The 24,510-nt window shown below is 69.3% G+C and carries 24 protein-coding genes; 9 read left to right on the top strand and 15 right to left on the bottom strand.

The features are described 5' to 3' along the window. Positions 1-19 precede the first annotated feature (19 nt). The 3 genes from holA to G6N34_RS07080 are packed head-to-tail and all read right to left on the bottom strand — an operon-like array spanning position 20 to position 3,321. Positions 20-988 (bottom strand): DNA polymerase III subunit delta, encoded by a 969-nt coding sequence (gene holA / locus G6N34_RS07090; RefSeq protein ID WP_234812966.1) that lies wholly within the window; start codon positions 986-988, stop codon positions 20-22. A 42-nt stretch (positions 989-1,030) separates the two neighbouring features. Then, the gene (locus G6N34_RS07085) at positions 1,031-2,491 is read right to left on the bottom strand and encodes a ComEC/Rec2 family competence protein (RefSeq protein WP_085153331.1); all 1,461 of its coding nucleotides are present in this window, start codon (positions 2,489-2,491) and stop codon (positions 1,031-1,033) included. Positions 2,492-2,505: 14 nt separating this feature from the next. Then, a complete protein-coding gene (locus G6N34_RS07080) occupies positions 2,506-3,321 on the bottom strand; it encodes a ComEA family DNA-binding protein (RefSeq protein ID WP_085153217.1) in 816 nt (271 codons plus the stop codon). 113 nt (positions 3,322-3,434) lie between these two features. Here G6N34_RS07080 and G6N34_RS07075 point away from each other — a divergent pair, with 113 nt between their 5' ends. Next, positions 3,435-4,478 carry an NAD(P)H-dependent amine dehydrogenase family protein gene (locus G6N34_RS07075; protein ID WP_085153215.1) on the top strand — a complete coding sequence of 348 codons (1,044 nt, stop codon included), beginning with the start codon at positions 3,435-3,437 and terminating at the stop codon, positions 4,476-4,478. On the opposite strand, the gene G6N34_RS07070 is transcribed toward G6N34_RS07075, so the two are convergent. The 5 genes from G6N34_RS07070 to nadD are packed head-to-tail and all read right to left on the bottom strand — an operon-like array spanning position 4,475 to position 7,722. Beyond that, the gene (locus tag G6N34_RS07070; protein ID WP_085153213.1) at positions 4,475-5,320 is read right to left on the bottom strand and encodes a DegV family protein; all 846 of its coding nucleotides are present in this window, start codon (positions 5,318-5,320) and stop codon (positions 4,475-4,477) included. The two genes, G6N34_RS07075 and G6N34_RS07070, sit on opposite strands and share 4 nt — an antisense overlap. Positions 5,321-5,323: 3 nt before the next feature. Then, positions 5,324-6,058, bottom strand: coding sequence for a diglucosylglycerate octanoyltransferase (octT, locus tag G6N34_RS07065; protein ID WP_085153211.1), 735 nt, complete (start codon positions 6,056-6,058; stop codon positions 5,324-5,326). Beyond that, the gene (gene gpgP / locus G6N34_RS07060) at positions 6,048-6,716 is read right to left on the bottom strand and encodes a glucosyl-3-phosphoglycerate phosphatase (RefSeq protein WP_085153209.1); all 669 of its coding nucleotides are present in this window, start codon (positions 6,714-6,716) and stop codon (positions 6,048-6,050) included. Before gpgP ends, octT begins: the two co-directional genes overlap by 11 nt. Then, entirely contained in the window at positions 6,713-7,096 is a 384-nt protein-coding gene (gene rsfS / locus G6N34_RS07055) for a ribosome silencing factor (protein ID WP_085153207.1), read from the bottom strand. Before rsfS ends, gpgP begins: the two co-directional genes overlap by 4 nt. Beyond that, positions 7,093-7,722, bottom strand: coding sequence for a nicotinate-nucleotide adenylyltransferase (gene nadD / locus G6N34_RS07050; protein WP_264016831.1), 630 nt, complete (start codon positions 7,720-7,722; stop codon positions 7,093-7,095). Before nadD ends, rsfS begins: the two co-directional genes overlap by 4 nt. A gap of 284 nt (positions 7,723-8,006) precedes the next feature. Between nadD and G6N34_RS07045 the strand changes: the two genes are divergently transcribed. Continuing rightward, positions 8,007-8,567, top strand: a complete 561-nt coding sequence (locus G6N34_RS07045; RefSeq protein WP_085153203.1) for a hypothetical protein — start codon at positions 8,007-8,009, stop codon at positions 8,565-8,567. 13 nt (positions 8,568-8,580) lie between these two features. On the opposite strand, the gene G6N34_RS07040 is transcribed toward G6N34_RS07045, so the two are convergent. Then, positions 8,581-9,306, bottom strand: coding sequence for a GntR family transcriptional regulator (locus G6N34_RS07040; protein WP_085153201.1), 726 nt, complete (start codon positions 9,304-9,306; stop codon positions 8,581-8,583). Between the two features lie 152 nt (positions 9,307-9,458). Here G6N34_RS07040 and G6N34_RS07035 point away from each other — a divergent pair, with 152 nt between their 5' ends. From G6N34_RS07035 to G6N34_RS07020, 4 genes are read left to right on the top strand one after another with little or no spacing between them, the layout of a single operon-like run. Beyond that, complete coding sequence (locus tag G6N34_RS07035) at positions 9,459-10,958, top strand: amino acid permease (protein ID WP_085153199.1); 1,500 nt, start codon at positions 9,459-9,461, stop codon at positions 10,956-10,958. A gap of 1 nt (position 10,959) precedes the next feature. Beyond that, positions 10,960-12,417, top strand: a complete 1,458-nt coding sequence (locus G6N34_RS07030) for an FGGY family carbohydrate kinase (protein ID WP_085153197.1) — start codon at positions 10,960-10,962, stop codon at positions 12,415-12,417. Next, positions 12,417-13,817, top strand: a complete 1,401-nt coding sequence (locus G6N34_RS07025) for an NAD(P)/FAD-dependent oxidoreductase (RefSeq protein WP_085153195.1) — start codon at positions 12,417-12,419, stop codon at positions 13,815-13,817. The genes G6N34_RS07030 and G6N34_RS07025 overlap by 1 nt, the downstream gene beginning before the upstream one ends. 8 nt (positions 13,818-13,825) lie before the next feature. Then, positions 13,826-15,067 (top strand): NAD(P)/FAD-dependent oxidoreductase, encoded by a 1,242-nt coding sequence (locus G6N34_RS07020; protein ID WP_407663212.1) that lies wholly within the window; start codon positions 13,826-13,828, stop codon positions 15,065-15,067. Positions 15,068-15,152: 85 nt separating this feature from the next. On the opposite strand, the gene G6N34_RS07015 is transcribed toward G6N34_RS07020, so the two are convergent. The 3 genes from G6N34_RS07015 to G6N34_RS07005 are packed head-to-tail and all read right to left on the bottom strand — an operon-like array spanning position 15,153 to position 18,761. After that, the gene (locus G6N34_RS07015) at positions 15,153-16,604 is read right to left on the bottom strand and encodes a vWA domain-containing protein (RefSeq protein ID WP_085153191.1); all 1,452 of its coding nucleotides are present in this window, start codon (positions 16,602-16,604) and stop codon (positions 15,153-15,155) included. Beyond that, entirely contained in the window at positions 16,604-17,488 is an 885-nt protein-coding gene (locus G6N34_RS07010) for an AAA family ATPase (RefSeq protein ID WP_109788559.1), read from the bottom strand. Before G6N34_RS07010 ends, G6N34_RS07015 begins: the two co-directional genes overlap by 1 nt. 13 nt (positions 17,489-17,501) lie before the next feature. Then, positions 17,502-18,761, bottom strand: coding sequence for a glutamate-5-semialdehyde dehydrogenase (locus G6N34_RS07005; protein WP_085153187.1), 1,260 nt, complete (start codon positions 18,759-18,761; stop codon positions 17,502-17,504). 41 nt (positions 18,762-18,802) lie between these two features. Between G6N34_RS07005 and G6N34_RS07000 the strand changes: the two genes are divergently transcribed. Both G6N34_RS07000 and G6N34_RS06995 read left to right on the top strand, forming a co-directional pair. Beyond that, on the top strand, positions 18,803-19,666 hold the full coding sequence (locus G6N34_RS07000) for a PfkB family carbohydrate kinase (protein ID WP_179965730.1): 864 nt from the start codon (positions 18,803-18,805) through the stop codon (positions 19,664-19,666). Positions 19,667-19,721: 55 nt separating this feature from the next. Then, a complete protein-coding gene (locus G6N34_RS06995; protein ID WP_085153185.1) occupies positions 19,722-20,546 on the top strand; it encodes an enoyl-CoA hydratase/isomerase family protein in 825 nt (274 codons plus the stop codon). Positions 20,547-20,561: 15 nt separating this feature from the next. Here G6N34_RS06995 and G6N34_RS06990 read toward each other — a convergent pair whose 3' ends face one another. Together G6N34_RS06990 and G6N34_RS06985 are read right to left on the bottom strand one after the other, a co-directional pair. Then, the gene (locus G6N34_RS06990) at positions 20,562-20,921 is read right to left on the bottom strand and encodes an STAS domain-containing protein (RefSeq protein WP_085153183.1); all 360 of its coding nucleotides are present in this window, start codon (positions 20,919-20,921) and stop codon (positions 20,562-20,564) included. 3 nt (positions 20,922-20,924) lie between these two features. Continuing rightward, positions 20,925-21,503, bottom strand: a complete 579-nt coding sequence (locus G6N34_RS06985; RefSeq protein ID WP_085153327.1) for a hypothetical protein — start codon at positions 21,501-21,503, stop codon at positions 20,925-20,927. 46 nt (positions 21,504-21,549) lie between these two features. Here G6N34_RS06985 and G6N34_RS06980 point away from each other — a divergent pair, with 46 nt between their 5' ends. Next, entirely contained in the window at positions 21,550-22,314 is a 765-nt protein-coding gene (locus G6N34_RS06980) for an endonuclease/exonuclease/phosphatase family protein (protein ID WP_085153181.1), read from the top strand. A 122-nt stretch (positions 22,315-22,436) separates the two neighbouring features. Here G6N34_RS06980 and G6N34_RS06975 read toward each other — a convergent pair whose 3' ends face one another. After that, positions 22,437-24,479, bottom strand: coding sequence for an NAD(+) synthase (locus G6N34_RS06975; protein WP_085153179.1), 2,043 nt, complete (start codon positions 24,477-24,479; stop codon positions 22,437-22,439). Between the last annotated feature and the right edge of the window lie 31 nt (positions 24,480-24,510).

Below are 24,510 nucleotides of genomic sequence, written 5' to 3'. Positions count from 1 at the left end.
ACCACTTCTTCTTTCTGATCTAACCCTGGTCGGCCAGTTCGGCGACCTTTCGAACGGCCGCCTCCAGCGCGTAATCCGCGTCGGCGGCCGCTCCTTTTACGTCGGCGTTCAGGTCTGCCACCAATCGCAGCGCGGTGGCGACCCGATCGCGCGACCATCTGCGCGCCTGCTTCTGCGCCTTCTGAATGCGCCACGGCGGCATACCCAGTTCACCGGCCAGCCGGTACGGATCCCCTGACAGCGGGGCAACCCGGGCGATGGTGTGCACGGCCTCGGCGAGCGCATCCGCCAGCACGACCCGGGGTTCACCGGACAACATCGCCCAGCGCAGCGCCTCCGCCGCACCCTCGACATCCCCGACCACGGCCTTGTCGGCGATGTCGAATCCCTTCACCTCGGCTTTACCGCTGTGATAGCGGCGCACCGCCGCGGCGTCGACCCGGCCGTCGGTGTCGGCGACCAGTTGCGAGCACGCCGCCGCCAATTCCCGGATATCGGAGCCGACGGCGTCGAGCATCGCCGTGATGGTGTCGTCACTCGCCTTGATCTTGAGCGCCCGGAACTCGGCGCGGACGAAGGCGGCGCGCTCGGAGGGCTTGATCTTGGCGCACTCGTGCACCGTGGCGCCGAGGTCGCGGAGTTGGGTGGCCAAGGCCTTGGCCCGACCGCCACCCGAGTGCACGACCACCAGGTCGGTGCCCGACGGCAGATCCGCAGCCGCGGCCGCGATCAGGGCCACCGCGTCCTTGCCGGCCTCGCCGGCCGACTCCAACACCACGATGCGCTCGTCGGCGAACAACGATGGGCTCAGCAGTTCGGCCAACTCACTGGTGCTGACCTCCCCCGCGCGCAGGCGATCCACGGGGATATCACCGACACCGGTGCCCGCGCGACGACGGGCGTCCCGCAGCACCGCCGTGATGGCGCGTTCGACGAGCAGTTCTTCTTCACCGAGCACTAGGTGCAGGCCCGGAACCTGTTGGCTCACGCCGAAGATCGTTTCACACCTCGACGACATCTCCGACCACGCCTACAGGAAGCCGGACAGCACCCAGGCCACCGCGACAACACCCCCGCACCCGGCACCGATCCGGAACCACCGCATCCGCCACAGCACCACGGTGGCCATGGTGCCCAACGCCACGAGCGCGACACCGACGAACCCCGAGGGCACCGACACCGCGGCGTGCGGCGACCCGCCGGCCCACCCCGCGATGCGCAGAAGCCACCACAGCTCCGGACCGGTGAACCGGATCAGCAGCCCTGCCCCGCCCGGCCACAGCGGAGCCAGCACCGCCGCCGCGGTGCCCAGCACCGTGATGGGCGCGATGACCGCGCTGACCGCGAGGTTGGCCAACACGGCCACCAGGCTCAGCTTTCCCGAGATGCCGGCCACCAGGGGCGCGGTGACCAGGTTGGCGGCCAGGGCCAGACACACCGCATCGGCCGCCGGTTTGGGCCACCCCCGCGCGGTGAGGCGGCGCGACCACACGGGTGCGAGCACGACGAGCGCGGCCGTCGCCGCCACCGACAGTGCGAAGCCCACGTCGACCGCCAGTTGGGGTGCGGCGATCATGAGCGCCAACACTGAGGCCGCGAGTGCGGGGATCGCCTGCCTGCGCCGGGCCGTCAGCAGACCGAGCAGGGTGATCGCGCCCATCACGGCCGCCCGCAGCACGCTCGCGGTGGGCTGCACCACGATCACGAACGCGATCAGGGCCAGCGCCGCCAGAGCGACCGCGCTGCGTGGACCGATCAGGCTGCCCGCCAGCAGCACCGCGCCGCACACGATGGTGACGTTGGCACCCGACACCGCGGTCAGATGCGTCAGGCCCGCGGCCTGGAACTGCTGTGTCACGACGGGTGTGACGGCGGCCGTATCACCGAGCACCAGCGCGGGCAGCATCGCGGCCTGCCCGCTCGGCAGCACCTCCCGTGCCCGCAGCGCGAACCGCTCCCGCACCGCACCCGCCGCGCGCTGCACCGCCGAAGTCTGGCCGAACTTGGGCGGGCCCGTCGCGTTGAGCGTCGCGACCGTCAGGTCGTGTCGGGTGGCGCGCCCGATGCGTGCCGGAAAGTGCATCGGCCGCCCCACCGCGGCGTTATGGAAATCGAGCACCGGCGCGAAGACCACCACCCGTCCCCGGGTTGGGTTCTCGCCGACCTCCCGCAGGTCCGCTCTGATCAACAGCCGCCCAGAGCCCAGCGATCGCGGGGACTCCGTCGGGACGACCGTGACACCGGTGACACGTCCGGTCTGCTGCGCGACGGGGTGGGCGCGGACGGCATCGGCGCGCAGGCTGATCGCGACCCCGAATCCGGCGCCCACGCAGGCGACCGCGACGACGGCCGCACCCACGACGCGGGGGCGCATGAGCAGGGTGCCCACCGCGAGCGCCAGGCATGCCGCCGCAAGCAGGGTCCCGACGGGCCACCGCACCCCGGCGGCGGTGACGGCCCACGCGACCGTCGCCGCGGGCACCAGACGGATGTCGAGGTGGTCATTCACACCCTCACCTGATCGCGCAGCTTGTCCAGCCGGGCTGGGCCGATCCCGTCGACCTCCCCGAGTTGGTCGACGCTGCCGAACGCACCGTGCTGGGTGCGCCACGCGATGATCGCCTCCGCGGTGATCGGGCCGACGCCCGGCAGTGCGTCAAGCTGTTCGACAGTGGCGGCGTTGAGGTCGATCGGACCGGCAGCCGCACCCGGAGCTGGCGCGGACGAACCCGGCTGCGGCCCAGTGCCGCTGATCGAGCTGCCCAGTGCCGGCGGTGCTCCCGGTGCCGCCGTGACGCCGACGACCACCTGCTCGCCGTCGCTGAGCCGCCGCGCCATGTTGAGGCCGACGGTGTCGGCGCCCGCCAGCGCGCCGCCCGCCTCGGTGATCGCCTCGGCCACCCGCGCGCCCGGCGTCATGGTCACCAGGCCGGGCGTCTGCACCAACCCGACAACGCTGACCACCAGCGGACCGGGGGCCTCGGTGCGCGGGGCTGAAGGGGCCGCGCTGCCGGTGCCTGCCATCTCGACGCTGGGCAGATTGGCCGACACCACCGGCGCGGGATCGTCACGCATCAGCGTGATGATCGTGACCAGCACGGCGACCGCGGCGACACCGGCCAGAGCGACGGCACCGGCGCGCCCGGGGTCGGCGCGCAGGGCCGAGAACTGCTCACGCAGCGATCGGTTGCCGTCGGCCTCCGGGAGCCAGCGCGGCAGCAGCGATGCCGACGCGTCGGATTCTTCGGCCTGGTCGGCGTCTCGCGCGGGCTGCTCCCCCAGGCGGCGCAGCAGGTGGTCGACGGGCGGTTCAGTGCGCATGCCGCGACGCTAGATCCGCCCCGCGACCGATTGCGGCCGTGCGCGGTCCACAGCGTGGGACCTGTGGACGAAGACCGCACTGTGGACAACCCCCCACCGGTAGCGTGCCAGCCATGACGCTCACACCCCTGCGGGTGATCCAGTGGACCACGGGCAACATCGGCCGCCGATCGCTGCACGCGATCATCGGGCGCGACGATATGGAACTCGTCGGCGTCTATGCGCACGGCGCCGACAAGGTCGGCAGGGATGCCGCCGAACTCGCGGGCCTCGACGAACCCACGGGGGTGACGGCCACCAACGACATCAGCGCACTGCTGGCGTTGGGCGCTGACGCATGCTGTTACAACCCGCTGTGGCCGAGCATCGACGAGCTGGTGGCACTGCTCGAGTCCGGCGTCAACGTGTGCACCAGCGCGGCCTGGATCACCGGCGGTAAGCAGACCCCGGCTGACCGTGAGCGCATCCTCAACGCCTGCGCGACAGGAAGATCCAGCATCTTCGGCAGTGGCGCTCACCCCGGGGTGAGCAACATGGTCGGCATGGTGCTGTCGAGTTCGTGCGAGCGGGTCGACGAGATCCGGATCACCGAGTCGGTGGACTGCTCCACCTACGAGTCGGCGGGCACGCAGTCGGCCATGGGGTTCGGCCGTGATCCGTTCACGCCGGGCCTGGCTGAGAGTGTGCGTGTGGAGAGCGAGGTGTTCGCCGAATCGGCTGCGATGATGGCCGACGCCATTGGGGCACACCTTGATCGGATGACGTTCGATGTCGAGTTCACCGCGGCCACCGATGACACCGACCTGGGATTCATGACCATCCCGAAGGGCACCGTGGGCAGCGTGTACGGGTACCACCGCGGCTGGGTCGGCGACCGCAACGTGGTCTCCGTCGGATTCAACTGGACCATGGGCGATCACGTGACACCACCCAAGCCGCTGGAGCACGGGCACGTCATCCAGGTCTTCGGGGTGCCGAACATGCGCACCGTACTGCACTGCCTGCCGCCCAGGGACTGGCCCGAACCCGGATTCATGGGACTCGGAATGATCTACACCGCAATGCCGGTCACCAATGCGGTGCCCGCGGTGGTGGCCGCCGAACCGGGCATTGTGACGCTGGCCGACCTGCCGCCCGTGACGGGCCGGTTCGCCTAGCCCGCGTCGGGTGAATCGGGTACGTCGAGCACCACCGCGACCGCACTCGCGCCGACGTGGAGGGCCAGCACCGGGCCCAACTCCGAGATCAGTGCGGGGTCACAGGCGGGCAGTCGCTCGGCCAGGGCGGCCGCAACCTCGGCGGCACCCTCGGGATTGTCGACATGATGCACGGCCAGCGCGGCCTTCCGATCGCCGACCACCTCGGCGACCCGGTCGATCATGGTGGCGACGGCCTTGCTTGGTGTGCGGACCCGTTGCGCGAGAACCAGTTTCCCGTCATCGATGCGCAGTAGCGGCTTCAGCGACAGCGCGGTGCCCAACCAGGCCGCCGCTCCGCCGATCCGTCCGCTGCGCCGCAGGTTGTCCAGGCGATGGACCACGATGTAGCCGTGGCTGCGCGACACGGCAGCCTCCGCTTCGGCGACCACTGTGTCCAGGTCCCCGCCGGCGGCCGCCGCGCGGGCCGCGGCCAGTGCGACGAAGCCGGTCCCCATTGCCGTTGAACGGGAGTCGATCACCCGCACCGGCGCATCGAGTTCGCGGGCGGTCTGCTCGGCCGCACCGAAGGTGCCGGACAGGGCCGATGACAGGTGTACGGCGACGACGCCAGCGCCGGCGCTGGCGGCCAACGCCGCCTCGTAGGCTTCGCGCAGTTCGGCCGGACTGGCGGCCGACGTGGTGGCCTGCCGGTCGTGGATGTCGAGGGGTACCTCGTCGACGCCGTCCCTCAGGTCCTCCCCATCGACCAGGACGTGCAGCGGAACGACTCGAATGCCTTGTGCTGCGGCGAGTTCAGCGGGCAGGCGAGCGGAGGAGTCGGTGACGATGACGACAGGCACCGCTCAGCCGCCCGCCTTCTCCAGCGCCGAACCGAGCGCCTTGAGCATCAGTTCCGCTACCGCCTCATGGCCCTCGAAGTTCCAATGGATGCCATCCGGGTTGCCGCGGCCGGCAAAGATGTGCTCGGCCACAGCCTCTTTGAGGTCCACCAGCGGGATGTCGTGCTCCTGCGCCCATTCGGTGATCGCGGCGACCGTGCCCTCTCGGCCGTGATGGGCCTTACCGTAGGTGTCGGCGATGTGCACGCTCGGCAGCGAGGCCACCATCGGAATCCCCGGACGGTTGAAATCGATGGCACCGCGCGTCATCTCGAGATACTCAGCGGTCAGGTGCGGCGGCAACGCGGAGCGTGACACGGGTGACAACCGCGGCTGCAGCCAGCCGTAGCCGTCTCGGACCCACCGGCGCAGGGTGGCCGGACGGACGTAGCGGATCGCCTCGCGCGCCGCGGTCGGCAACGGCGACGGCAGCGAGTCCATACCGCTGGTCGCGAAGATCACCGCACCGGCGCGCGGCAGCGCGGCCCACGACCGCGGATCCTGTGTGGCCGCCCACCACACGTCGCGGCACGTCCAGCCGATCCGGCCGATCAGCTCGAGGTCCCAACCGAGTTGGCTGGCAACGATGTTGGGCCAGATCCGCGGATCGTCGGCGGGCAGCCCGCCGGTGGGTCCGTAATAGGACAGCGAGTCGGCGAAGACCAGCAGGGTCTTGCGGTCGGTGGGCTCAGAGGACATCGTTGGCCACCTGTGCAGAGGCGTTCCACACGTCGAGGCGCCACCTGACATCGGCGAAGTCGGCGTCGGGGGCCGAATGTCCGGCCAACTGGACCCAACTGGCGTTGCCCATCCCGCCGAGCACCGGCCAGTTGTCCACCGGGATGCCCAGCAGGGCCGCGGTCAGCGCGGCGATCAGCCCGCCGTGCGCCACCAGCACCACAGGCCGGTCCGACTCCTCGACGCCCCAGTCGGGGTTCGCGGCGGCGATCTCGGCCACCAACGGCACGCTGCGCTCGGCGACGTCGACCCGGCTCTCACCACCGTGCGGAGCCCAGCGCGCGTCGTCGCGCCAGGCCAGCCTGGCGCCCGGCGCCAGAGCGTCGACCTCGGTGTGTGTGAGGCCCTGCCAGTCCCCCAGATGCGTCTCCCGAAGGCGCGGGTCGACCTCGACCGGAACTCCGGTCCGCTCGGCCAGCGTGACGGCGGTGTCATAGGCGCGGCGCAGATCCGAGGACACGATCAGCAGCGGTTGACGCTTGGCGAGCACCTCCGCGGCCGCGACGGCCTGGGCCCGGCCCAGCTCCGACAGGTCAGTGTCCAACTGCCCCTGCATCCGGCTGCCGGCGTTGTACTCGGTCTGGCCGTGCCGCAGCATCACAAGACGGCGGATCCTCATTCGGCGCCCTCCGAGGGGGCCTCACCGAGGTCGACCGGCACGATCGGGCAGTCCTTCCACAACCGGTCCAGCGCATAGAAGTCGCGCTCGTCGCGGTGCTGAACGTGCACGACGATGTCGACGTAGTCCAGCAGCACCCAGCGACCCTCGCGGGTGCCCTCACGACGCGCCGGCTTGTGACCGGCCAGGCGCATCTTCTCCTCGACCTCGTCGACGATCGCGTTGACCTGACGGTCGTTGGACCCGGTCGCGATGACGAAGCAGTCGGTGATGACGAGCTGTCCGGAGACATCGATCACGACCACATCTTCGGCCAGTTTCGCCGACGCCGCGCGGGCGGCGACTTCTGCCATCTCGATTGCCTCGGCGCTGGCGGTCATAGCTTCACCCCTGTTGGTTGGCCCGCGGTGGCAGGCATGCGGTACAGACCGCGTTTCGACACGTACTGCACGACCCCGTCCGGCACCAGGTACCAGATCGGTCGTGACTCGGCCGCGCGTTTACGGCAGTCGGTGGATGATATGGCCAACGCCGGGATCTCCACCAAGCTCAGGGCGTCAGCCGGCAGTTCGGCCATCGCCGCTGAGATGTGCTTGCCGTCGAGTTCGAAGCCCGGTCGGCTGACGCCGACGAACCGGGCCATGGAGAACAGGTCCTCCCAGTTCTGCCACGACAGGATCGAACCCAGCGCGTCGGCCCCGGTGATGAAGTACAGGTCGGTGTCCGGGTTGGCGGCCAGCAGGTCACGCAGGGTGTCCTTGGTGTACGTGGCACCGCCGCGGTCGATGTCGACCCGGCTGACCGAGAACCGCGGATTGGAGGCGGTCGCGATCACCGTCATCAGGTAGCGGTCTTCGGCCGGTGTGACGTGCCGGCCCTGCTTCTGCCACGGCTCTCCGGTGGGGACGAACACCACCTCGTCGAGGTCGAACAGGTCCGCGACCTCACTGGCGGCGACCAGGTGACCGTTGTGGATGGGATCGAATGTCCCACCCATGACGCCCAGTCGTCGCCTGGGCCGATCGCTGGCCGGTTGCACGATTTGCCAGCTTACTGGAGCGTTTCAGACGAAACTCACCACTGCCGAGCGGCGCGGAGGGCACTCCGAAATGGGGTCGAGTACCCGGCTACGCACGCGCGCGTATCCACTCGCGAGAAGTATTCGTTTCAGGTAACAGCTACAGCACCACGCGGTAACGGTTACCCACCGCGCTGAACTCAGCTTTCAACGCATGTCACAGCGCCGAAAGGCACCTAGAAGAACAGTCACGCTTCTGAGGGGGTAGGGCGATGACAGCTCACGCAGCAGGCGGCCGCGACAACACCGTACTGGTGGCAAAACTCGGACTGGTCGGAGCGATCGGTGCAGCACTGATCACCGCGGTCCCGCAGTTGACAAACCTGTTCAGCAGCGACGACGACGGTCACCTGCCCATCCCGGCGCAGATTGAGTGGTCGCCTTTCGGCCAGGTCAAGGACATCTGGGCCAGCGGTCAGGACATCAACATCTCCGGCGTGGCCGCCGAGGATGTCGAGCGTCTGGTGGTCACCATCGGTCCGCGACCGTCAGGCGGTAAAGACTGGGTGGCCGAGGCGACGCTGAAAGACGGCGAGTGGAAAGCGGTGGTCCCAACGGACGCCGCCCTTCCGCAGAACGCCCGCCTGACCGTCAATTACTGGATCCCGGACACCGCAAGGGGGGCCGCTCCCATGACGTTCCGGCTGGATCCGCCGACACCGGCACCGCCGTCACTGCCAGCGGATCCTGTGGAGTGCGCCGCCCTTTACGGTGCCGACGCGTGCTTCACCGGACCGGGATGGCAGCAGCCGTCGGTGTACCAGTCGGGGTAGGGCTCCGCAGCGCTCAGTCGCGCAGGATCTCGGAGACCTCGAAGGCCGCACGGTCGGCGCGGTAGATGTCACGGGCGTACTCGACGCACCGCCCCGCGGCATCCTCGGTGCGCCGCGTGAGCAGCGTGCCCGCCGCCCCGGCCCGCACGCCGAGTTGAGTGCTGGAAAGCTCGTCGAGCACGATCGACTCGAGCACCGCCGTCGAGCGGGTCAAAGTGATGCCGAAGCGCTCACGCAGCACGGCCCACAGCGATCCCGGCGCCGGGTCGTCGAGGATGCCGGGCGTGAGATCCGCGGGCAGATAGGTGGTCTCGAGCGCGAACGGCACGTCGTCGACGGTGCGCAGTCGGTGGAAAACGTGGACGCGTGCGTCGTCGGCCAGGTGCAGCGCACCGCGCACGGCGGGGGTCGGCGTCTGTTCCTCGGCCCACAGCAGTCGGGCATCCGGGTGCTTACCCAGGCGGGACACCTCTTCGGAGAAGCTGCCGATGTGGAACCGCACCCGGGGCTCGGCGACGAAGGTTCCGCGCGGCGGGTTGCGGTAGACCACGCCCTCACTCTCCAGCAGGGACAGGGCCTGCCGTGCGGTCATCCGGCTGACGCCGTGCTGCTCGGCCAACTCCCGCTCCGAGGGCACCAGGGCATGGGGTCCGAGCTGCTGTGACGCGATGCTTTCGCGCACGAGTTCGGCGATTGCGATGTAGCGCGGAGACGTGTGGTTTCGCTGGGACGTCGCCATGCCATGAGGGTAGCTCGTCGCCCAGCGACCACTTGGTCTATACCACCACGCACCTGCGCAAAGGTAAAAACTGCGTTGCAGGGGTTGACGCGATCCGTGCCGCTCCCCATACTCTGGTTCAACCAGATGGTCTATACCACCACGGAGGAAGCATGGCAGGTTCTGATTCGGACGCCCGGGACGCCGCCGAACTCGCACAGTTCGGCTATTCGCAGTCCCTGGAGAGACACACCGGCAAGTTCGCGTCCTTCGCGGTGGCCTTCGCCTTCGTGTCGATCGCGACGGGCATCTTCACGACGTATGGCTCGGTGCTGAATTCGTCCGGCCCCGTGGGCATCTGGACCTGGCCCATCGCCGTCGTCGGCCAGTTGGCGGTGGCCTTCGTGCTCGGCGCGCTGGCCTCCCGGATGCCGGTGACCGGCTACCACTACCAGTGGATGTCGCGCCTGGCCAACCCCGTGCTGGGCTGGATCATCGGCTGGATCTCGTTCACGTTCCTGGCGGTCGTCGTGGTCGCGGTCGACTACACGATCGCCTCGACGATCCTGCCGGTGCTGCTCAACTACGAGGGCACGGCCACGATCGCCTGGTTCGTGACCGCCCTCGTGCTGCTGGGGCAGTTCCTGCTGGTCGCGCTGTCCACCCCGTGGGCCGAGCGCGTCAACAACGGCTTCGTCACCCTCGAACTGATCGGCATGGTCGCGCTGACCGCTCTGCTGTTCGTCGTGGCCGCGGTCCGCGGCGGCCTGGACTTCTCCAACCTGGTCAGCAGGGGCGCGGTGGCCGCCGAGGGTTTCTGGAGCTTCGGCGATTGGACCTCGGCGGGCCCGTGGATGATGGGCTTCCTGCTCGGCGCGTTCACCATCGTCGGCTTCGAGTCCGCGGCCAACCTGGCCGAGGAGACCCACGACCCCGAGCGCGTCGTGCCCCGGGCCATGGTGCAGGCCGTGTTCGCCTCCGGTGTACTGGGCTTCCTGTTCCTGCTCGCGGTGACGTTGGCCGCCGGGGACCCGGTCGCGCTGGCCGAATCCGGCACCCCGATCGCCGACGTCATCGAGAACACCCTCGGCTCGGCGGTGGCGACACTGCTGCTCATCATGGTGGTGCTGGCGATCTTCGCGTGCGGCCTGGTCATCATGATCACCGGTGTCCGCGTGACCTGGGCGATGTCGCGCGACGAGCGCTTCCCCGGTTGGCAGCTGTGGAACCAGATCTCGCCGAAGTTCCACACCCCGCTCAAGGCCGCGGTGCTGTACTTCGTTCTGGCCCAGCTGATCCTGGCCGTGTTCTCGCAGTCGGAAACCGCGCTGTTCACCCTCTTCGGGGCCGCCACGCTGCTGCCCGCGGTGATGTACGCCGCGGCGGTGGTGCTCTACCTGGTCAAGCGGAAGTCGTTGCCGCAGAACGGGAAGTTCGACCTCGGTGTCTGGGAGATGCCGATCCTGGTGATCGCACTGGTGTGGCTGGTGTTCGAGCTGGCTCTGTTCCGTGACTCCAGCTTCAAGGAGGCCTGGGCCTATGTCCTGGTGATGGTTGCGATCGGCGCCGCCTACCTTGGGTATCTGATGGCGACGCGCGGCCGACACGGCCTGTCGATGCCGACGATGAGCTCGATCGACGCCGAGCTCGACGCCGAGGCGGAAAAAGGCTGACATGACCTACCTGCTGGCCATCGATCAGGGCACTTCGGGTACGAAGGCCGTCGTCGCCGACGAGTTCGGACGGACGTTGGCCGTCGCCGAAGTCACCCTGCGGCCGGATTACCTGCCGGGCGGCGGAGTCGAACAGGACCCCAGGGCGCTGTTGGACTCCGTCGTCACCGCAGGCCGCCGGGCACTCGCCGAGGCGGGCGTGCCGGTGGCCGCGGTGGCTCTGGCCAACCAGGGCGAGACCGTTCTGGCGTGGGACCGCCACACCGGAGAACCCCTGACCCCCGCCATCGTCTGGCAGGACCGCCGCGCCGAATCCCTGTGCGCCGCAAGGGCTGATTCGGCCGCACAGGTGGCCGCCCGCACCGGGCTGGTGCTCGACCCGTACTTCTCGGCCCCGAAGATGACGTGGATCAGGGACAACCTGACCCGCGACGGCGTGGTGACGACCTCCGACACGTGGCTGCTGCACCAGCTGTGCGGCGCGTTCGTCACCGACGTCTCGACCGCGAGCCGGTCACTGCTGACGGATCTGGACTCCGGCCGGTGGGACAACGACCTGCTCGAACTGTTCGGGTTCGGTGGCGAGCAGCTGCCCGAGATCGTCGACTGCGACCAGATCATCGGTCACACCGAGGTTTTCGGTGGCCGCCTCCCGGTCGCCGGAATCATCGTCGATCAGCAGGCGGCGCTGTTGGCGGAGTCCTGCCTCGAGCCGGGCTCGGCCAAATGCACGTTCGGCACGGGCGCGTTCCTGCTGGCACAACTCGGCTCCCACGCCACCCGCTCCTCGGCGGGGCTGACCACATCCGTGGCCTGGGGCCTGCGCGGGCAGCGGTCCTACTGCGTCGACGGACAGGTCTACACCGCGGCATCGGCCGTGCGCTGGGCGATCGACCTGGGACTCGTCTCGGGCGCCGAGCAACTGGATGCTGTCGCCGCCGACTCCAGCGACGGCGTGCTGTGTGTCCCCGCCCTGGCTGGTCTGGCCGCCCCCTGGTGGGACCCGAAGGCCACCGCCTCGTTCACCGGCATGACGCTGTCCAGCGGACGTAAGCACCTCGTGCGCGCGCTGTTGGAAGGCATCGCCGCGCAGGTCGCCGCGCTGGCCGACGCGGTGACCGCCGACATGGGTCAACCCCTGACCCGGTTGCGGGTCGACGGCGGGCTGACCCGCTCGGCGGTGCTCATGCAGGCGCAGGCGGATCTGGCCCGCATCCCGGTCGACATCTACCCGTCACTGCACGCCACTGCCCTGGGCGCCGCGGCGTGCGCACGGTTGGCCCTGGACGACTCACTGAGCGTCGCCGAGGCGGTCGGGTCGTGGACCCCGCAGCACACCTATCAACCCCAGTGGTCTGACGCGCAGGCGCAGGACTACCTCGCGCGCTGGACCCACAGCGCCGCGGCGACCCAGTCCCCCACCCCGCCAGCCCACGACAACCCGGAGCACAACCCCTGATGAGCACACCAGACGATGTCAGCGACGTCATCGTGGTGGGAGGTGGAATCGTCGGCGCCGCGATCGCGCGTGCACTGGCGGCCACGTCCCTGTCGGTGACCCTGGCCGAAGCCCGCCAGGACATCGGCGACGGCACCAGCAAGGCCAACACCGCCATCCTGCACACCGGATTCGATGCCACCCCAGGCACATTGGAGTCACGCCTGGTGGCCCGCGGCTACGAGATGCTCGGCGAGTACGCCGAGCAGACGGGCATCGCACTTGAACGCACCGGCGCGATGCTGGTCGCCTGGACCGACGAGGAGCGCGACGCACTTCCCGGACTGAAGGACAAGGCCGAGCGCAACGGCTACCACCGATGCGAGATCGTCGACGTCGACGAGGTGTACCGGCGGGTGCCCGATCTGGGTCCCGGCGCGCTGGCGGGTCTGACGGTGCCGGACGAGTCCATCATCTGCACGTGGTCGACCAACCTGGCACTGGCCACCGATGCCGTGCGCCGCGGCGCCCGCCTGGTCCGCAACGCCCGCGTGACGGCCGTGCACACCGACGCCGACGGCACGACGCTGACGACCTCGGCGGGCGAACTCCGTGGCCGCTGGGTGATCAACGCCGCCGGCCTCGGTGCCGACCACCTCGACAAGGCGTTCGGCCACGACCGCTTCACCGTCACGCCCCGGCGCGGTGAACTCCTGGTGTTCGACAAGCTTTCTCGCCCGATGGTGCCGTGCATCGTGCTCGCCGTGCCGTCCTCGCGAGGCAAGGGCGTTCTGGTCAGTCCCACCATCTACGGCAACGTCATGGTGGGTCCGACGTCGGAGAACCTGAAAGACCGTGGCGCCACCGGCACATCGGAGGAGGGTTTCGACTTCCTCACGACCAAGGGGCGGGCACTGATGCCCACGCTGTTCGAGGAGGAGGTCACCGCCAGCTACGCGGGACTGCGCGCGGCGATCGACCGCGACGACTACCTGATCGACGTCGACGAGAGCCAGCATTATCTGCTGGTCGGCGGGATCCGCTCGACGGGTCTGACCGCGGGCATGGCGATCGCCGAGTATGTCGTCGGACTGCTCGGTGAGGTGGGAGTCGACGTCACCGAGCGCACCGATCTGCCCGACCCGGTGCAGGTGCCCAACCTCGGCGAGGCCGGTGTGCGCCCCTACCAGGACGCGGCACGTATCGCGGCGGACCCCGAGTACGGCCGCATCGTGTGCTTCTGCGAGCGGGTCAGCGCGGGCGAGATCCGGGACACCTTCACCACCCCGATTCCCCCGGCGGATCTCAGCGGACTGCGGCGACGCACCCGAGTCATGAATGGACGCTGCCAGGGCTTCTACTGCGGTGCGCACACCCGAGAACTGTTGGCCGCCAACGACAACGGCGGAGATGACGAGTGATGACACAGATGGACAGAAATGTGGCCGTCGCGGTCATCGGCGGTGGGCCCGCCGGCCTGACGGCAGCCACCGAACTCTCCCGCAGGGTCCCCGGCGACGTCCTGGTGATCGAGCGGGAGGCACAGACCGGCGGAATCCCCCGCCACAGTGACCATCTCGGCTACGGCATCCGGGATCTGCACCGCTTCATCTCAGGACCCGACTACGCCCGTCGGCTCACCGACATGGCGCAGGACGCGGGTGCGCTGTTGGCAACCGAGACCATGGTCACCGGATGGGACGGCGATCGGACGCTGCGGCTCACCTCGCCGAGCGGCGTGCAGACCGTGACGGCTGATGCCGTCGTCCTGGCCACCGGTGCCCGCGAGCGGCCACGGTCCGCCCGGATGATCCCCGGCGACCGCGCCGAGGGCGTGCTGACGACCGGCCAACTGCAGAATCTGGTGCATCTGCATCACGCCGAGGTCGGCTCGCGGGCCCTGGTCATCGGTGCCGAACTGGTCAGCTGGTCGGCGGTGGTGACCCTGCGCGAGGCCGGGTGCGCCTGCGTCGGAATGGTGACGCCCTACCCGCGGGCCGAAGCCTACGCGGCGTTCCGGGCGCCCGGGCGCGCGATGCTGAAGGGACCCGTGCTGACCCGCAGTCGGCTGGTGTCACTGCACGGCAAGGGCCGCGTGCACCATGCGGTGGTCGAGAACCTCGACACCGGTGAGCGCCGCACCGTCGAATGCGACACCGTCGTCTTCACCGGCGACTGGATCCCCGACCACGAGTTGGCCCGATCCGCCGGCCTGGCGATGGACGCCGCAACCCGCGGCCCACTGGTCGACGCGCGCCTGGCCACCAGCAGGGCGGGCGTGTTCGCCGCGGGCAACCTGCTGCATCCGGTGGACACCGCGGACGGGGCGGCCCTGGACGGCCGGCATGTCGCGGACTCGGTGTGCGCATACCTTCGCGACCCCGCGCAGCGCGAGCGCCCCGCCGTGCGCGTCCGGGCTGCCGCGCCATTCCGTTGGGTCGCACCGCAACTCGTCACCGCCGACGGTGCGGTGGCCCCGCGTGGCGATCTGCTGCTGTGGGTCGACGAGTACCGTCGCCTGCCGAAACTGCGCGCCGCCCAGGACGGGCGCATCATCGGCACCGCACGCACAGCGTGGCCTGCCGCCCCGGGCCGGGTCTATCGGGCGCCGTGGTCGCTGGTGGCGAAAGCCGACCCGACGGGCGGCGACGTCACGATCAGCTTCGCCTGACGCCCGAGCCTTCTCCCGCGAGCAGACGCGGAATCGCACGAAATGCCCTCGAACAGTGCGATTTCGCGTCTGCTCGCGGGAGAAACTAGACCGGCAGCAGGCCGTCGATCACCGACGCCAACTGCCGGGCAGACCGACACTCGTGCATGGTGATCGCGTCGGCGTACCGCGGAACCGCGGAGTCCCCGCTGCCCCACAGGTGGCGGGGCTCCGGGTTGAGCCAGTGCGCATGCCTGCTGGCGTTGACCATCCGGGTCAGCAGTTCGACTTCGGGATTGCGGTAGTTGTTGCGACCGTCGCCGAGCACCAGCAGAGAACTGCGCGGCGACAACACATTCGGGTACTTCTGCAGGAACGACACGAAGGCATGCCCGTAGTCGCTGTGCCCGTCGCGGGTGTAGACCTCGGACTCACGCGTGATGCGCTGCACCGCGACCGCCAGGTCGGCTTCCGGGCCGAACATGTGGGTGACCTCGTCGGTGGTGTCGATGAACGCGAACACCCGGACACGCGAGAACTGTTGGCGCAGCGCACTGACGAGCAGCAGCGTGAAGTGGCTGAAGCCGGCCACCGAACCCGACACGTCGCACAGCACCACGAGTTCGGGACGCGCGGGCCGCGGCTTGGCCATCACGACGTCGATGGGCACGCCGCCGGTCGACATCGACTTGCGCAGCGTCTTGCGCAGGTCGATCTGCCCGGCGCGGTGCCGGCGCCGCTTGGCGGCCAGGCGAGTCGCCAGCGTGCGCGCCAGCGGTTGCACGGTCTTGCGCATCTGACGCAGCTGCTCACCTGAGGCCCGCAGGAACTCGACGTTCTCGCTCAGCTGCGGGATGCCGTACATCTGCACGTGGTCGCGGCCCAACTGCTCGGCGGTGCGCCGCTTGGTCTCGGACTCGACCATCTTGCGGATCTGCGAGATGCGCTGCGCGGCAAGCGCCTTGGCGATCTCCTCCTGAGTCGGCGTGGGCGCGTCACCGTAGGGCGCCAACAGCCCGGCGAGCAGCTTGCCCTCCAGTTCGTCCAACGCCATCGACTTGAGCGCCTGATAGGACGAGTACGACGGGCCGCGACTGGAGTTGTACTTGCCGTACTGCTCGACGATCTGGGCGACCATGGCCGCCAGACGCTGGTCCATGTTGGCCAGGTCTTCGTTCTCCGACAGCAGGTCCAGCAGCATGGCCCGCATCGCTTCGACATCCTCGGGCGGCAGGCCCTGCGGTTCGCCGTCAGCCTCGGGGTCGGAGTCCTCATCCAGGACGGTGCGGTCGCCCAGCGCGGCCGGCCACCACAGGTCGAACAGCGCGTCGTAGGTGTCGCGGTGGTCGGACCGGCGCAGCACCGCACAGGCCAAGCCCTCCCGCAGCACTTCGCGGTTGGACAGGCCCAGAGCAGCCATCACCTGGCCGGCGTCGACGGTTTCCGACGGGCCGACCGAGATGCCCTGGCCGCGCAGAGCTTCGACGAACTCGACGAGATGTCCCGGCAGTCCGTGCGGCGCCAGCGGCTGCGGGGGTCGGGTGCGTCGGGCGGCCATCAGTTGAGCCTCAGCTCCCCGCTCGCCTTGGTCTGATCGGACTGATGTTTGAGCACCACGCCGAGCGTGGCCGCGATGGTGGCGTCGTCGATGGTGTCCATGCCCAGGGCCAGGATCGTGCGCCCCCAGTCGATGGTCTCGGCCACCGAGGGCAGCTTCTTGAGCTGCATTCCGCGCAGCACACCGATGATCCGGACGAGTTCCTCGGCCAGCTTCTCCGGCAGTTCCGGCACCCGCGACAGCAGGATTCGGCGCTCCAGATCGGGGTCGGGGAAGTCGATGTGCAGGAACAGGCAACGCCGCTTGAGCGCCTCGGACAGTTCACGCGTGGCATTGGACGTCAGCACCACGAAGGGCTTGCGTTCGGCCGTGATGGTGCCGAGTTCGGGCACGGTGACCGCGAAGTCGGAGAGCACCTCCAGCAGCAGGCCCTCGATCTCGATGTCGGCCTTGTCGGTCTCGTCGATGAGCAGCACGGTGGGTTCAGTGCGGCGGATCGCGGTCAACAGCGGACGCGACAGCAGGAACTCCTCGCTGAACACGTCCATCTTGGTCTGATCCCAGTCGCCCGAACCGGATTGGATGCGCAGAATCTGCTTGGCGTGGTTCCACTCGTACAGCGCGCGGGCCTCGTCGACACCCTCGTAGCACTGCAGGCGCACCAGTTCGGCTCCGGTGGTCTGTGCGACCGCGCGGGCCAATTCGGTCTTGCCGACACCGGCAGGGCCCTCGACCAGAAGCGGCTTGCCCAACCGGTCGGCGAGGAACACCGCGGTGGCCGTGGCGGTGTCAGGCAGGTACCCGGTCTCGGTGAGCCTGCGCGCGACATCGTCGATGTCGGTGAACAGGGGCGCGGGTTTGGCCGGGGTGGCAGGGTTCTCCAACGGAATTCCTTCTCTAGGCAGGCCGGGTGTGGCCGTCTCCCCAGACGATCCACTTGGTCGAGGTCAATTCGGGCAGCCCCATCGGACCGCGGGCGTGGAGTTTCTGGGTCGAGATGCCGATCTCCGCGCCAAACCCGAACTGTTCACCGTCGGTGAAGGAGGTCGCGGCGTTCACCATCACGGCGGCAGCGTCGACGCGCTCGGTGAACCGTTGCGCCGCAGCCAGATCGGTGGTCACGATGGCTTCGGTGTGGCCGGTGCCGTACTCGTTGACGTGCGCGATCGCGGCGTCGATTCCGTCCACCACGGCCACCGCGATGTCCATCGACAGGAACTCGGCCCGCAGTTCGTCCTCGCTGGGATCGGTGTGCAGGGTCACGCCCGCGTCCACCAGTGCGGCGGTCAGGCGCGGCAACGCCGTGGACGCGATGCCCGCGTCCACCAACAGCGTCTCGGCCGCATTGCACACGCTGGGCCGCCGGGTCTTGGAGTTCAACAGAATCCGTTCGGCCACATCGAGATCCGCAGCCGTGTGGACGTAGACGTGGCAGTTGCCGACGCCCGTCTCGATCGTGGGCACCGTGGCATCGCGCACCACGGCGTCGATCAGGCCCGCGCCACCGCGCGGGATCACGACGTCGACCAGACCACGCGCCTGGATCAGGTGGGTGACACTGGAGCGGTCGACGCTGGGCAGCAGTTGGACGGCGTCCGCGGGCAGGCCCTCCGCGGTCACGGCGGCGCGCAGCACGGCCACCAGGGCCGCATTCGAATGCGCGGCCGACGAACTGCCGCGCAGCAGCACCGCATTGCCCGACTTCAGGGTGAGCCCGAACGCGTCCACCGTGACGTTGGGGCGGCCCTCGTAGACGATGCCGACGACACCGAGGGGGACGCGCTGCTGCCGCAGTTGCAGGCCGTTGGGCAGGGTGCGGCCACGGAGCACCTCGCCGATCGGATCGGGCAGGCCGGCGACCTGGCGAAGGCCGGCGGCGATGCCGTCGATGCGCTGAGGGTTGAGTGCCAACCGGTCGAGCATCGCCTCGGCCGTGCCCGCGGCGCGCGCGGCCTCAAGATCGAGTGCGTTGGCCTTCAGGATGTCGTCGGCCGCGGCCAGGACGGCGTCGGCCGCGGCGTGCAGCGCACGGTCCTTGACGGTCGTGGTCAGGGTGGCCAAGGTGCGCGCGGCGACCCGCGCGCGGCGGGCGGCGTCATGCACCTGAGCCCGAAGATCGGTGGCGGCATCCGGAAGCGTCGCTGCTTGCAGATTCATCATCGCAGCTTATCGGGTGTGCGGCGGGTTAGCCTGGCCGGGTGGCTCGGGTATGTGTGGTGGGCAGCGTGAATTTCGACACGGTTTACGGCGTGCCGGACCTGCCCCAACCCGGTCAGACGGTGTTGGCTGCGACGACGGCCGTCGGCCCCGGCGGCAAGGGCGCGAATCAGGCTGTGGCGGCGGCCCGCGCGGGCGCTGACGTGGACCTCGTGGCGGCCGTGGGCGAGGACGTCGCCGCGCACATGCTGCGAGCCCATCTGGAAGCCAACGGCGTCGGTCTCGACGGGGTTGTGGCGCTTCCGGTGCCCAGCGGGGCCGCGGTGATCCTCGTCGACCAGGACAGCGCCGAGAACGTCATCGTGGTGGCACCTGGCGCCAACGCTCACCTGACGCTGGACTCCCAGCGTGTCCGCGACATCGTCGCCGATTGCGACGTGCTGCTGGTCCAGTTGGAGATACCGGTCGACACCGCGCTGGCAGCGGCGCGCCAGGCCCGCCGCGCGGGCGCAATCGCGATGCTCAATGCCTCTCCCCCAGGCACCGACACCGCAAGCCTGGCGGATCTGGCCCGCGAGGTGGACGTCGTCGTGGTCAACGAGACCGAAGCCGCGCGATGGGAGTGGGAGGTTCCGCACCTGGTGACGACCCTCGGGGCGCGCGGCGCGGTCTACGCCGGCATCGACGGGCAGTTCGAGGTGTCCGCCCCCTCGGTGGAGGCCGTCGACACCAGCGGCGCCGGTGACGTGTTCGCCGGTGTCCTGGCCGCGGGCTGGGCCGGCGACCGTCGGCATGCGCTGCGGCGCGCGTGCGCGGCGGGAGCGCTGGCGACCCTGCTGCCCGGCGCGGGGGACTGTGCACCCACCGACGAGGCCATCGAAGACGTGCTCGCGTTCGGGCCGTGACCGCTGGGCGGACGCCCGCCGGAACCGCTTACCGTTGCCGTTATAGTCACCAGCCATGACTGCTGGCATCACCGCGCGACCGCCCGACGGCGACTGGCTCGGCACTCCGTACCTGAGGTTTGACCGACAGGGCCCGTTCGGGGTCGTCACCCTGGACCGCCCCGAGGCGCGCAACGCGATGACGCCCGCGATGTACTTCGGCATCCGCTACGCGGTGGGCCTGGTGGAGGGTGATGACAGCCTGGCCGGCCTGCTGATCACCGGGACCGGCGATGTGTTCGCCCCAGGAGGTGACCTGGGCGGGGGCGACGGTTCGGACAACTGGCTGACGTTCGGGTCGGCGCTGTCGATGGACGTCACCCCGTTCGAGACCCTGCGCCAGTCGGCCAAGCCCGTGGTCAGCGCGGTCAACGGCCTGTGCCAGGGCGGTGGTCTGCAGATCGCGATGTGCAGCGACATGGCGGTGGTCAGCGAGCGCGCCACGTTCCGGGTTCCCGAGTTGTACCGCGGCATCGCCGACACCTACTACAGCCAGATGCTGGCCCGCATGATCGGCCCCGTCCGCACCCGGGATCTGATGTTCACGGGTCGCACGCTGTCCGCCGAGGAGGCCGTCGACTGGGGCATGGTCGCGCGCGTCGTCCCGCACGACGACCTGCTCGAGGAGTCCCGTGAGGTGCTGGCGGCGTGCTGTCGGACGGCACCGCGCGCCCGCGGCGTGGTGAAGTCCAGCCTGGACAACTACATGGGCCTGTACGACCGGATCGGCATGAAGGCCAGCTACAGCGGCGACGAGGCCCGGGAGGGCTTCGTGGCGTTCAAACAGCGCCGCTCACCCGACTGGGTTCATCCCGACCTGAGGTCGGACGGCAGGCTTTAGCGGTACGCGTCCGGGTCACCCCTCGACCCGGACGGCCGCCACCGCGTCGCTCAGCGTCCTGAAGATCGGGATGATCTCGTCCAGTTTCGTCAGCTGAAGCGGGCGACTGGTTCCCGGCCCCTCGGCGACCACCGCGAAACGGTCAGAGCGCCCGAGCGCCTCGTGCGCCGAGACCAGGATCGTCATGCCCACCGACCCGAGAAAGTCCACCTCCGACAGGTCGAGGACCAGTGCCGGCGGATGCCCGGCGAGCACCCCGTCGACGGCATCCTGAAGGGCGGGCGCGGTCGCCAGATCGATCTCGCCTCGCACGGACAGCACCGTGCACCCGTCGTGATTCTCGGTGCGGATGACGATCGCGAGCGGATCAGCCACAGATCATTCCTTCTCCTCGTCGATGCTGGGGGTGGGCGTGCTGATGGCGAGGCGGTCGACCAGGAGCAGAAAAGCCGCCGCGAAGTCGTTGTCGGAAGTGGCCGAACGGATCTCGTCCCAGTCGACCCGCTCGCGGACCGCCCGCACCGCGGGCAGGAGCGAGGTGAAGTCGCAGTAGTGCTCACCGAGGGCACGCAGCTTCTGCGTGACCACCAGTGTCGGCGGAAGGACCGGCATCCGGATCGCCAGGACGTCGTGCTCCTGCGCCCGGTCGAGGTCGTCGTCGACCACCGGGGTTCCGTTGATCTGGTGCAGCACATCGACCACGACGTCGTCGAGGTGCGCCTTGAACAACCAGTCCTCGGGTGTGCGTTCGATCGCGAACCCCGCCTTGGCCAGCGTCGTGGCCGCCGACTCGGTGTCAGCCTCGGCCACGATGAAGTCCACATCGTGCACCGGTTCCGGCGCGCCGAACACCCACAGGGCGTAGCTGCCGGCGAGTGTGAATCGCGGCCCGTGCTCCTTGAGCGCTGAGGCAGCGGACTTGAGCGCCGCGCGCAGCAGTTCGTTACGCGCCGGCATGGGAGCCCCCGGAGTCAGGACGGCCGTGCGTGGGTAATTGAGGAGCATGCGAGTCGCGACGTTCAACATCCTGCACGGGCGCACGGTCGGCGACGGCGTGATGCTCGACCGGCTGCGCGCCTGCATTCGGGAACTCGACCCTGATGTGCTCGCGCTCCAGGAGGTCGACTGCGATCAGGAGCGGTCCGGCAATGCGGATCTGACGGCGGTGGCCGCCGAGGCGATGGGCGCGGTCACGCACCGCTTCGTCGCGGCGATCTCCGGGACGCCCGGCGCCACCTGGATGGCGGCCACCGGAGACGAACAACCCGGCACGGCCGCCTATGGCATCGCCCTGCTGTCGCGCTTCCCCGCCGAGCACTGGCAGGTGGTCCGGCTTCCGCGAATCCCGACGCGGTTCCCGATGTATCTGCCCGGACCCAGGCGCGTGATGATCGTCGACGAGGAGCCCAGGGCCGCGGTCATCGCGCAGTTGGACACTCCCCTGGGCACGATGTCGGTGGCCAACACCCATCTGTCGTTCGTGCCGGGGTGGAACCGGCACCAACTGCGCGGCCTGGCTCGCGACCTGCTGGCAATGCCGGGGCCGCACCTGCTCGCCGGGGACCTCAACCTCACGGGCCGACCCGCGGCCCGCTGGTCTGGCATGCGGCCGCTGGCCGTCGCCAAGACGTTTCCCAGCCCGATCCCGGACCGCCAACTCGACCATGTTCTGACCGACGACCCGACGCTGCGGGCGCACCGATGTGCCACCCCCCGCGCCGCGCTGTCGGACCATCTGCCGTTGGTGGTCGATATCGACAGAAGCTGATGTCACTGCGCCGCCGCTGTTCAGACGGGTGATCATGCGGCCACCCTCCTGTCGGTGCAACGGCGCGCGGAACTATCCCGATCGCTGTACCCACTGCTGGAGGGCGGAAAACGAATGTGGCGCTACTCCTGAGGGATCTCGCGTTCGATGGCGTCGAGCCAGACCCGTGCGGACATGTCCGACGGCGCCCGCCAGTCGCCGCGCGGCGACAGCGCTCCCCCAGCCGACACCTTGGGCCCGTTCGGCAGTGCGGAACGTTTGAACTGGGAGAACGAGTAGAACCTCTGGACGAACACCTGCAGCCAGCGCCTGATCTCGGCGAGCGAGTAGGACGGTCGCTTGTCCACGGGGTAACCCAGGGGCCAGTGCCCCTCCTCGGCGTCCCGCCAGGCGTGCCAGGCCAGGAAGGCCACCTTCGCCGGACCGAAGCCGTAACGAAGCACCTGGAACAGCGAGAAGTCTTGCAGCACATAGGGGCCGACCTTGGCCTCGCTGCTCTGGATCTCCTCGTCCTCGCCGGTGGGCACCAGCTCGGGGGTGATCTCGGTGTCGAGCACCGACTGCAGCACGTGTCCGACCGCGTCCTCGAACTCGCCGCTGGCGATGACCCAGCGGATCAGGTGCTGGATCAACGTCTTCGGCACCCCGCCGTTGACGTTGTAGTGGGACATCTGGTCGCCCACACCGTAGGTCGACCACCCGAGCGCGAGTTCGGAGAGATCCCCGGTGCCCAGCACGATGCCGCCGCGTTGGTTGGCAAGCCGGAACAGGTAGTCGGTGCGCAGGCCGGCCTGCACGTTCTCGAACGTGACGTCGTAGACCTTCTCCCCGCGACCGAACGGGTGGCCGATCTCGGTGAGCATCAACGACGCGGTGTCGCGGATGTCGATCTCCTCGAACGTCACCCCGAGCGCCTTGGACAACGCGATCGCGTTGCCCTTGGTCCGGTCGCCGGTGGCGAAGCCGGGCATGGTGAAGGCCAGAATGTCGCTGCGGGGCCGTCCCTCTCGGTCCATCGCCCGGGCCGCGACGATCAGGGCGTGGGTGGAGTCCAGCCCGCCCGACACCCCGATCACGACCTTGGGGTACTTCAGGGCGCGCAACCGCTGCTCGAGGCCGGCGACCTGGATGTTGTAGGCCTCGTAACAGTCCTGCTGCAGCCGTGTGGGATCCGAGGGCACGAACGGGAACCGCTCGATGTTGCGGCGCAGTCCGATGTCGTCGTCGGGCGGGTCGAGGCGGAACGGCACGCGCCGCGTCGCGGTGTCCTCAATGCCGTGGGTGCGGCGGTTGTCGTCGAATGTGCCCATCCGCAACCGCTCCGCGCGCAGCAGTGCGACGTCGACGTCGGCGACGCTGTGCAGGGGGCCCTTCGGGAATCGTTCGGATTCTGCGAGCAGGACCCCGTTCTCGTAGATCATCGTCTGGCCGTCCCAGGCCAGATCCGTGCTCGACTCGCCCTCGCCGGCCGCGGCGTAGACGTAGGCGGCCAGGCACCGCGATGACGCCGAGCGGGCCATCAGCTTGCGGTCCTCGGCCCGTCCGACCGTGATCGGACTACCCGACAGGTTGGCCAGTACCGTCGCCCCGGCCAGTGCCGCGCGCGCACTCGGCGGCACGGGCACCCACATGTCCTCGCAGATCTCGACGTGCAGCACAAACTCGGGCACATCGGCACAGGTGAACAGGAGGTCGGGCCCAAACGGCGCCTCAACGCCCGCGAACGCGATGACGCCCCGCACGTCGTCCCCGGGGGCCATCTGCCTGCGCTCGTAGAACTCGCGGTAGGTCGGCAGGTACGACTTGGGCACGACCCCGAGCACCGCACCGCGGTGAATGACCACCGCGGTGTTGTAGACGCGGTTGCGCCAGCGCAGCGGCGCCCCGACGACGAGCACCGGCAGCAGGTCGGACGAGGCCATCACGATCTGCGCCAGGGCCTCCTCGACCGCATCGAGCAGGCTGTCCTGCAGCAGGATGTCCTCGATCGAATAGCCGGTGAGTGTCAGCTCCGGGAACACCGCCAGGCCCACGGCCTCGTCGTGGCATTCCCGTGCCGTCACCAGCACCGCCTCGGCGTTGGCCGCCGGATCGGCGATCGTCGTGTGCAGCGTGCACGCGGCGACGCGGACGAAACCATGCCGGTATGCGGAATAGAAGCTCACTCAGCCATTGTGGCCCAACGTCGTAGGGTGG

It is taken from the genome of Mycolicibacterium confluentis, from assembly GCF_010729895.1.
GTDB lineage: Bacteria > Actinomycetota > Actinomycetes > Mycobacteriales > Mycobacteriaceae > Mycobacterium > Mycobacterium confluentis.
The sequence above is the reverse complement of the archived record's forward strand: the minus strand, read 5'-3'. Positions and strand labels throughout refer to the sequence as shown.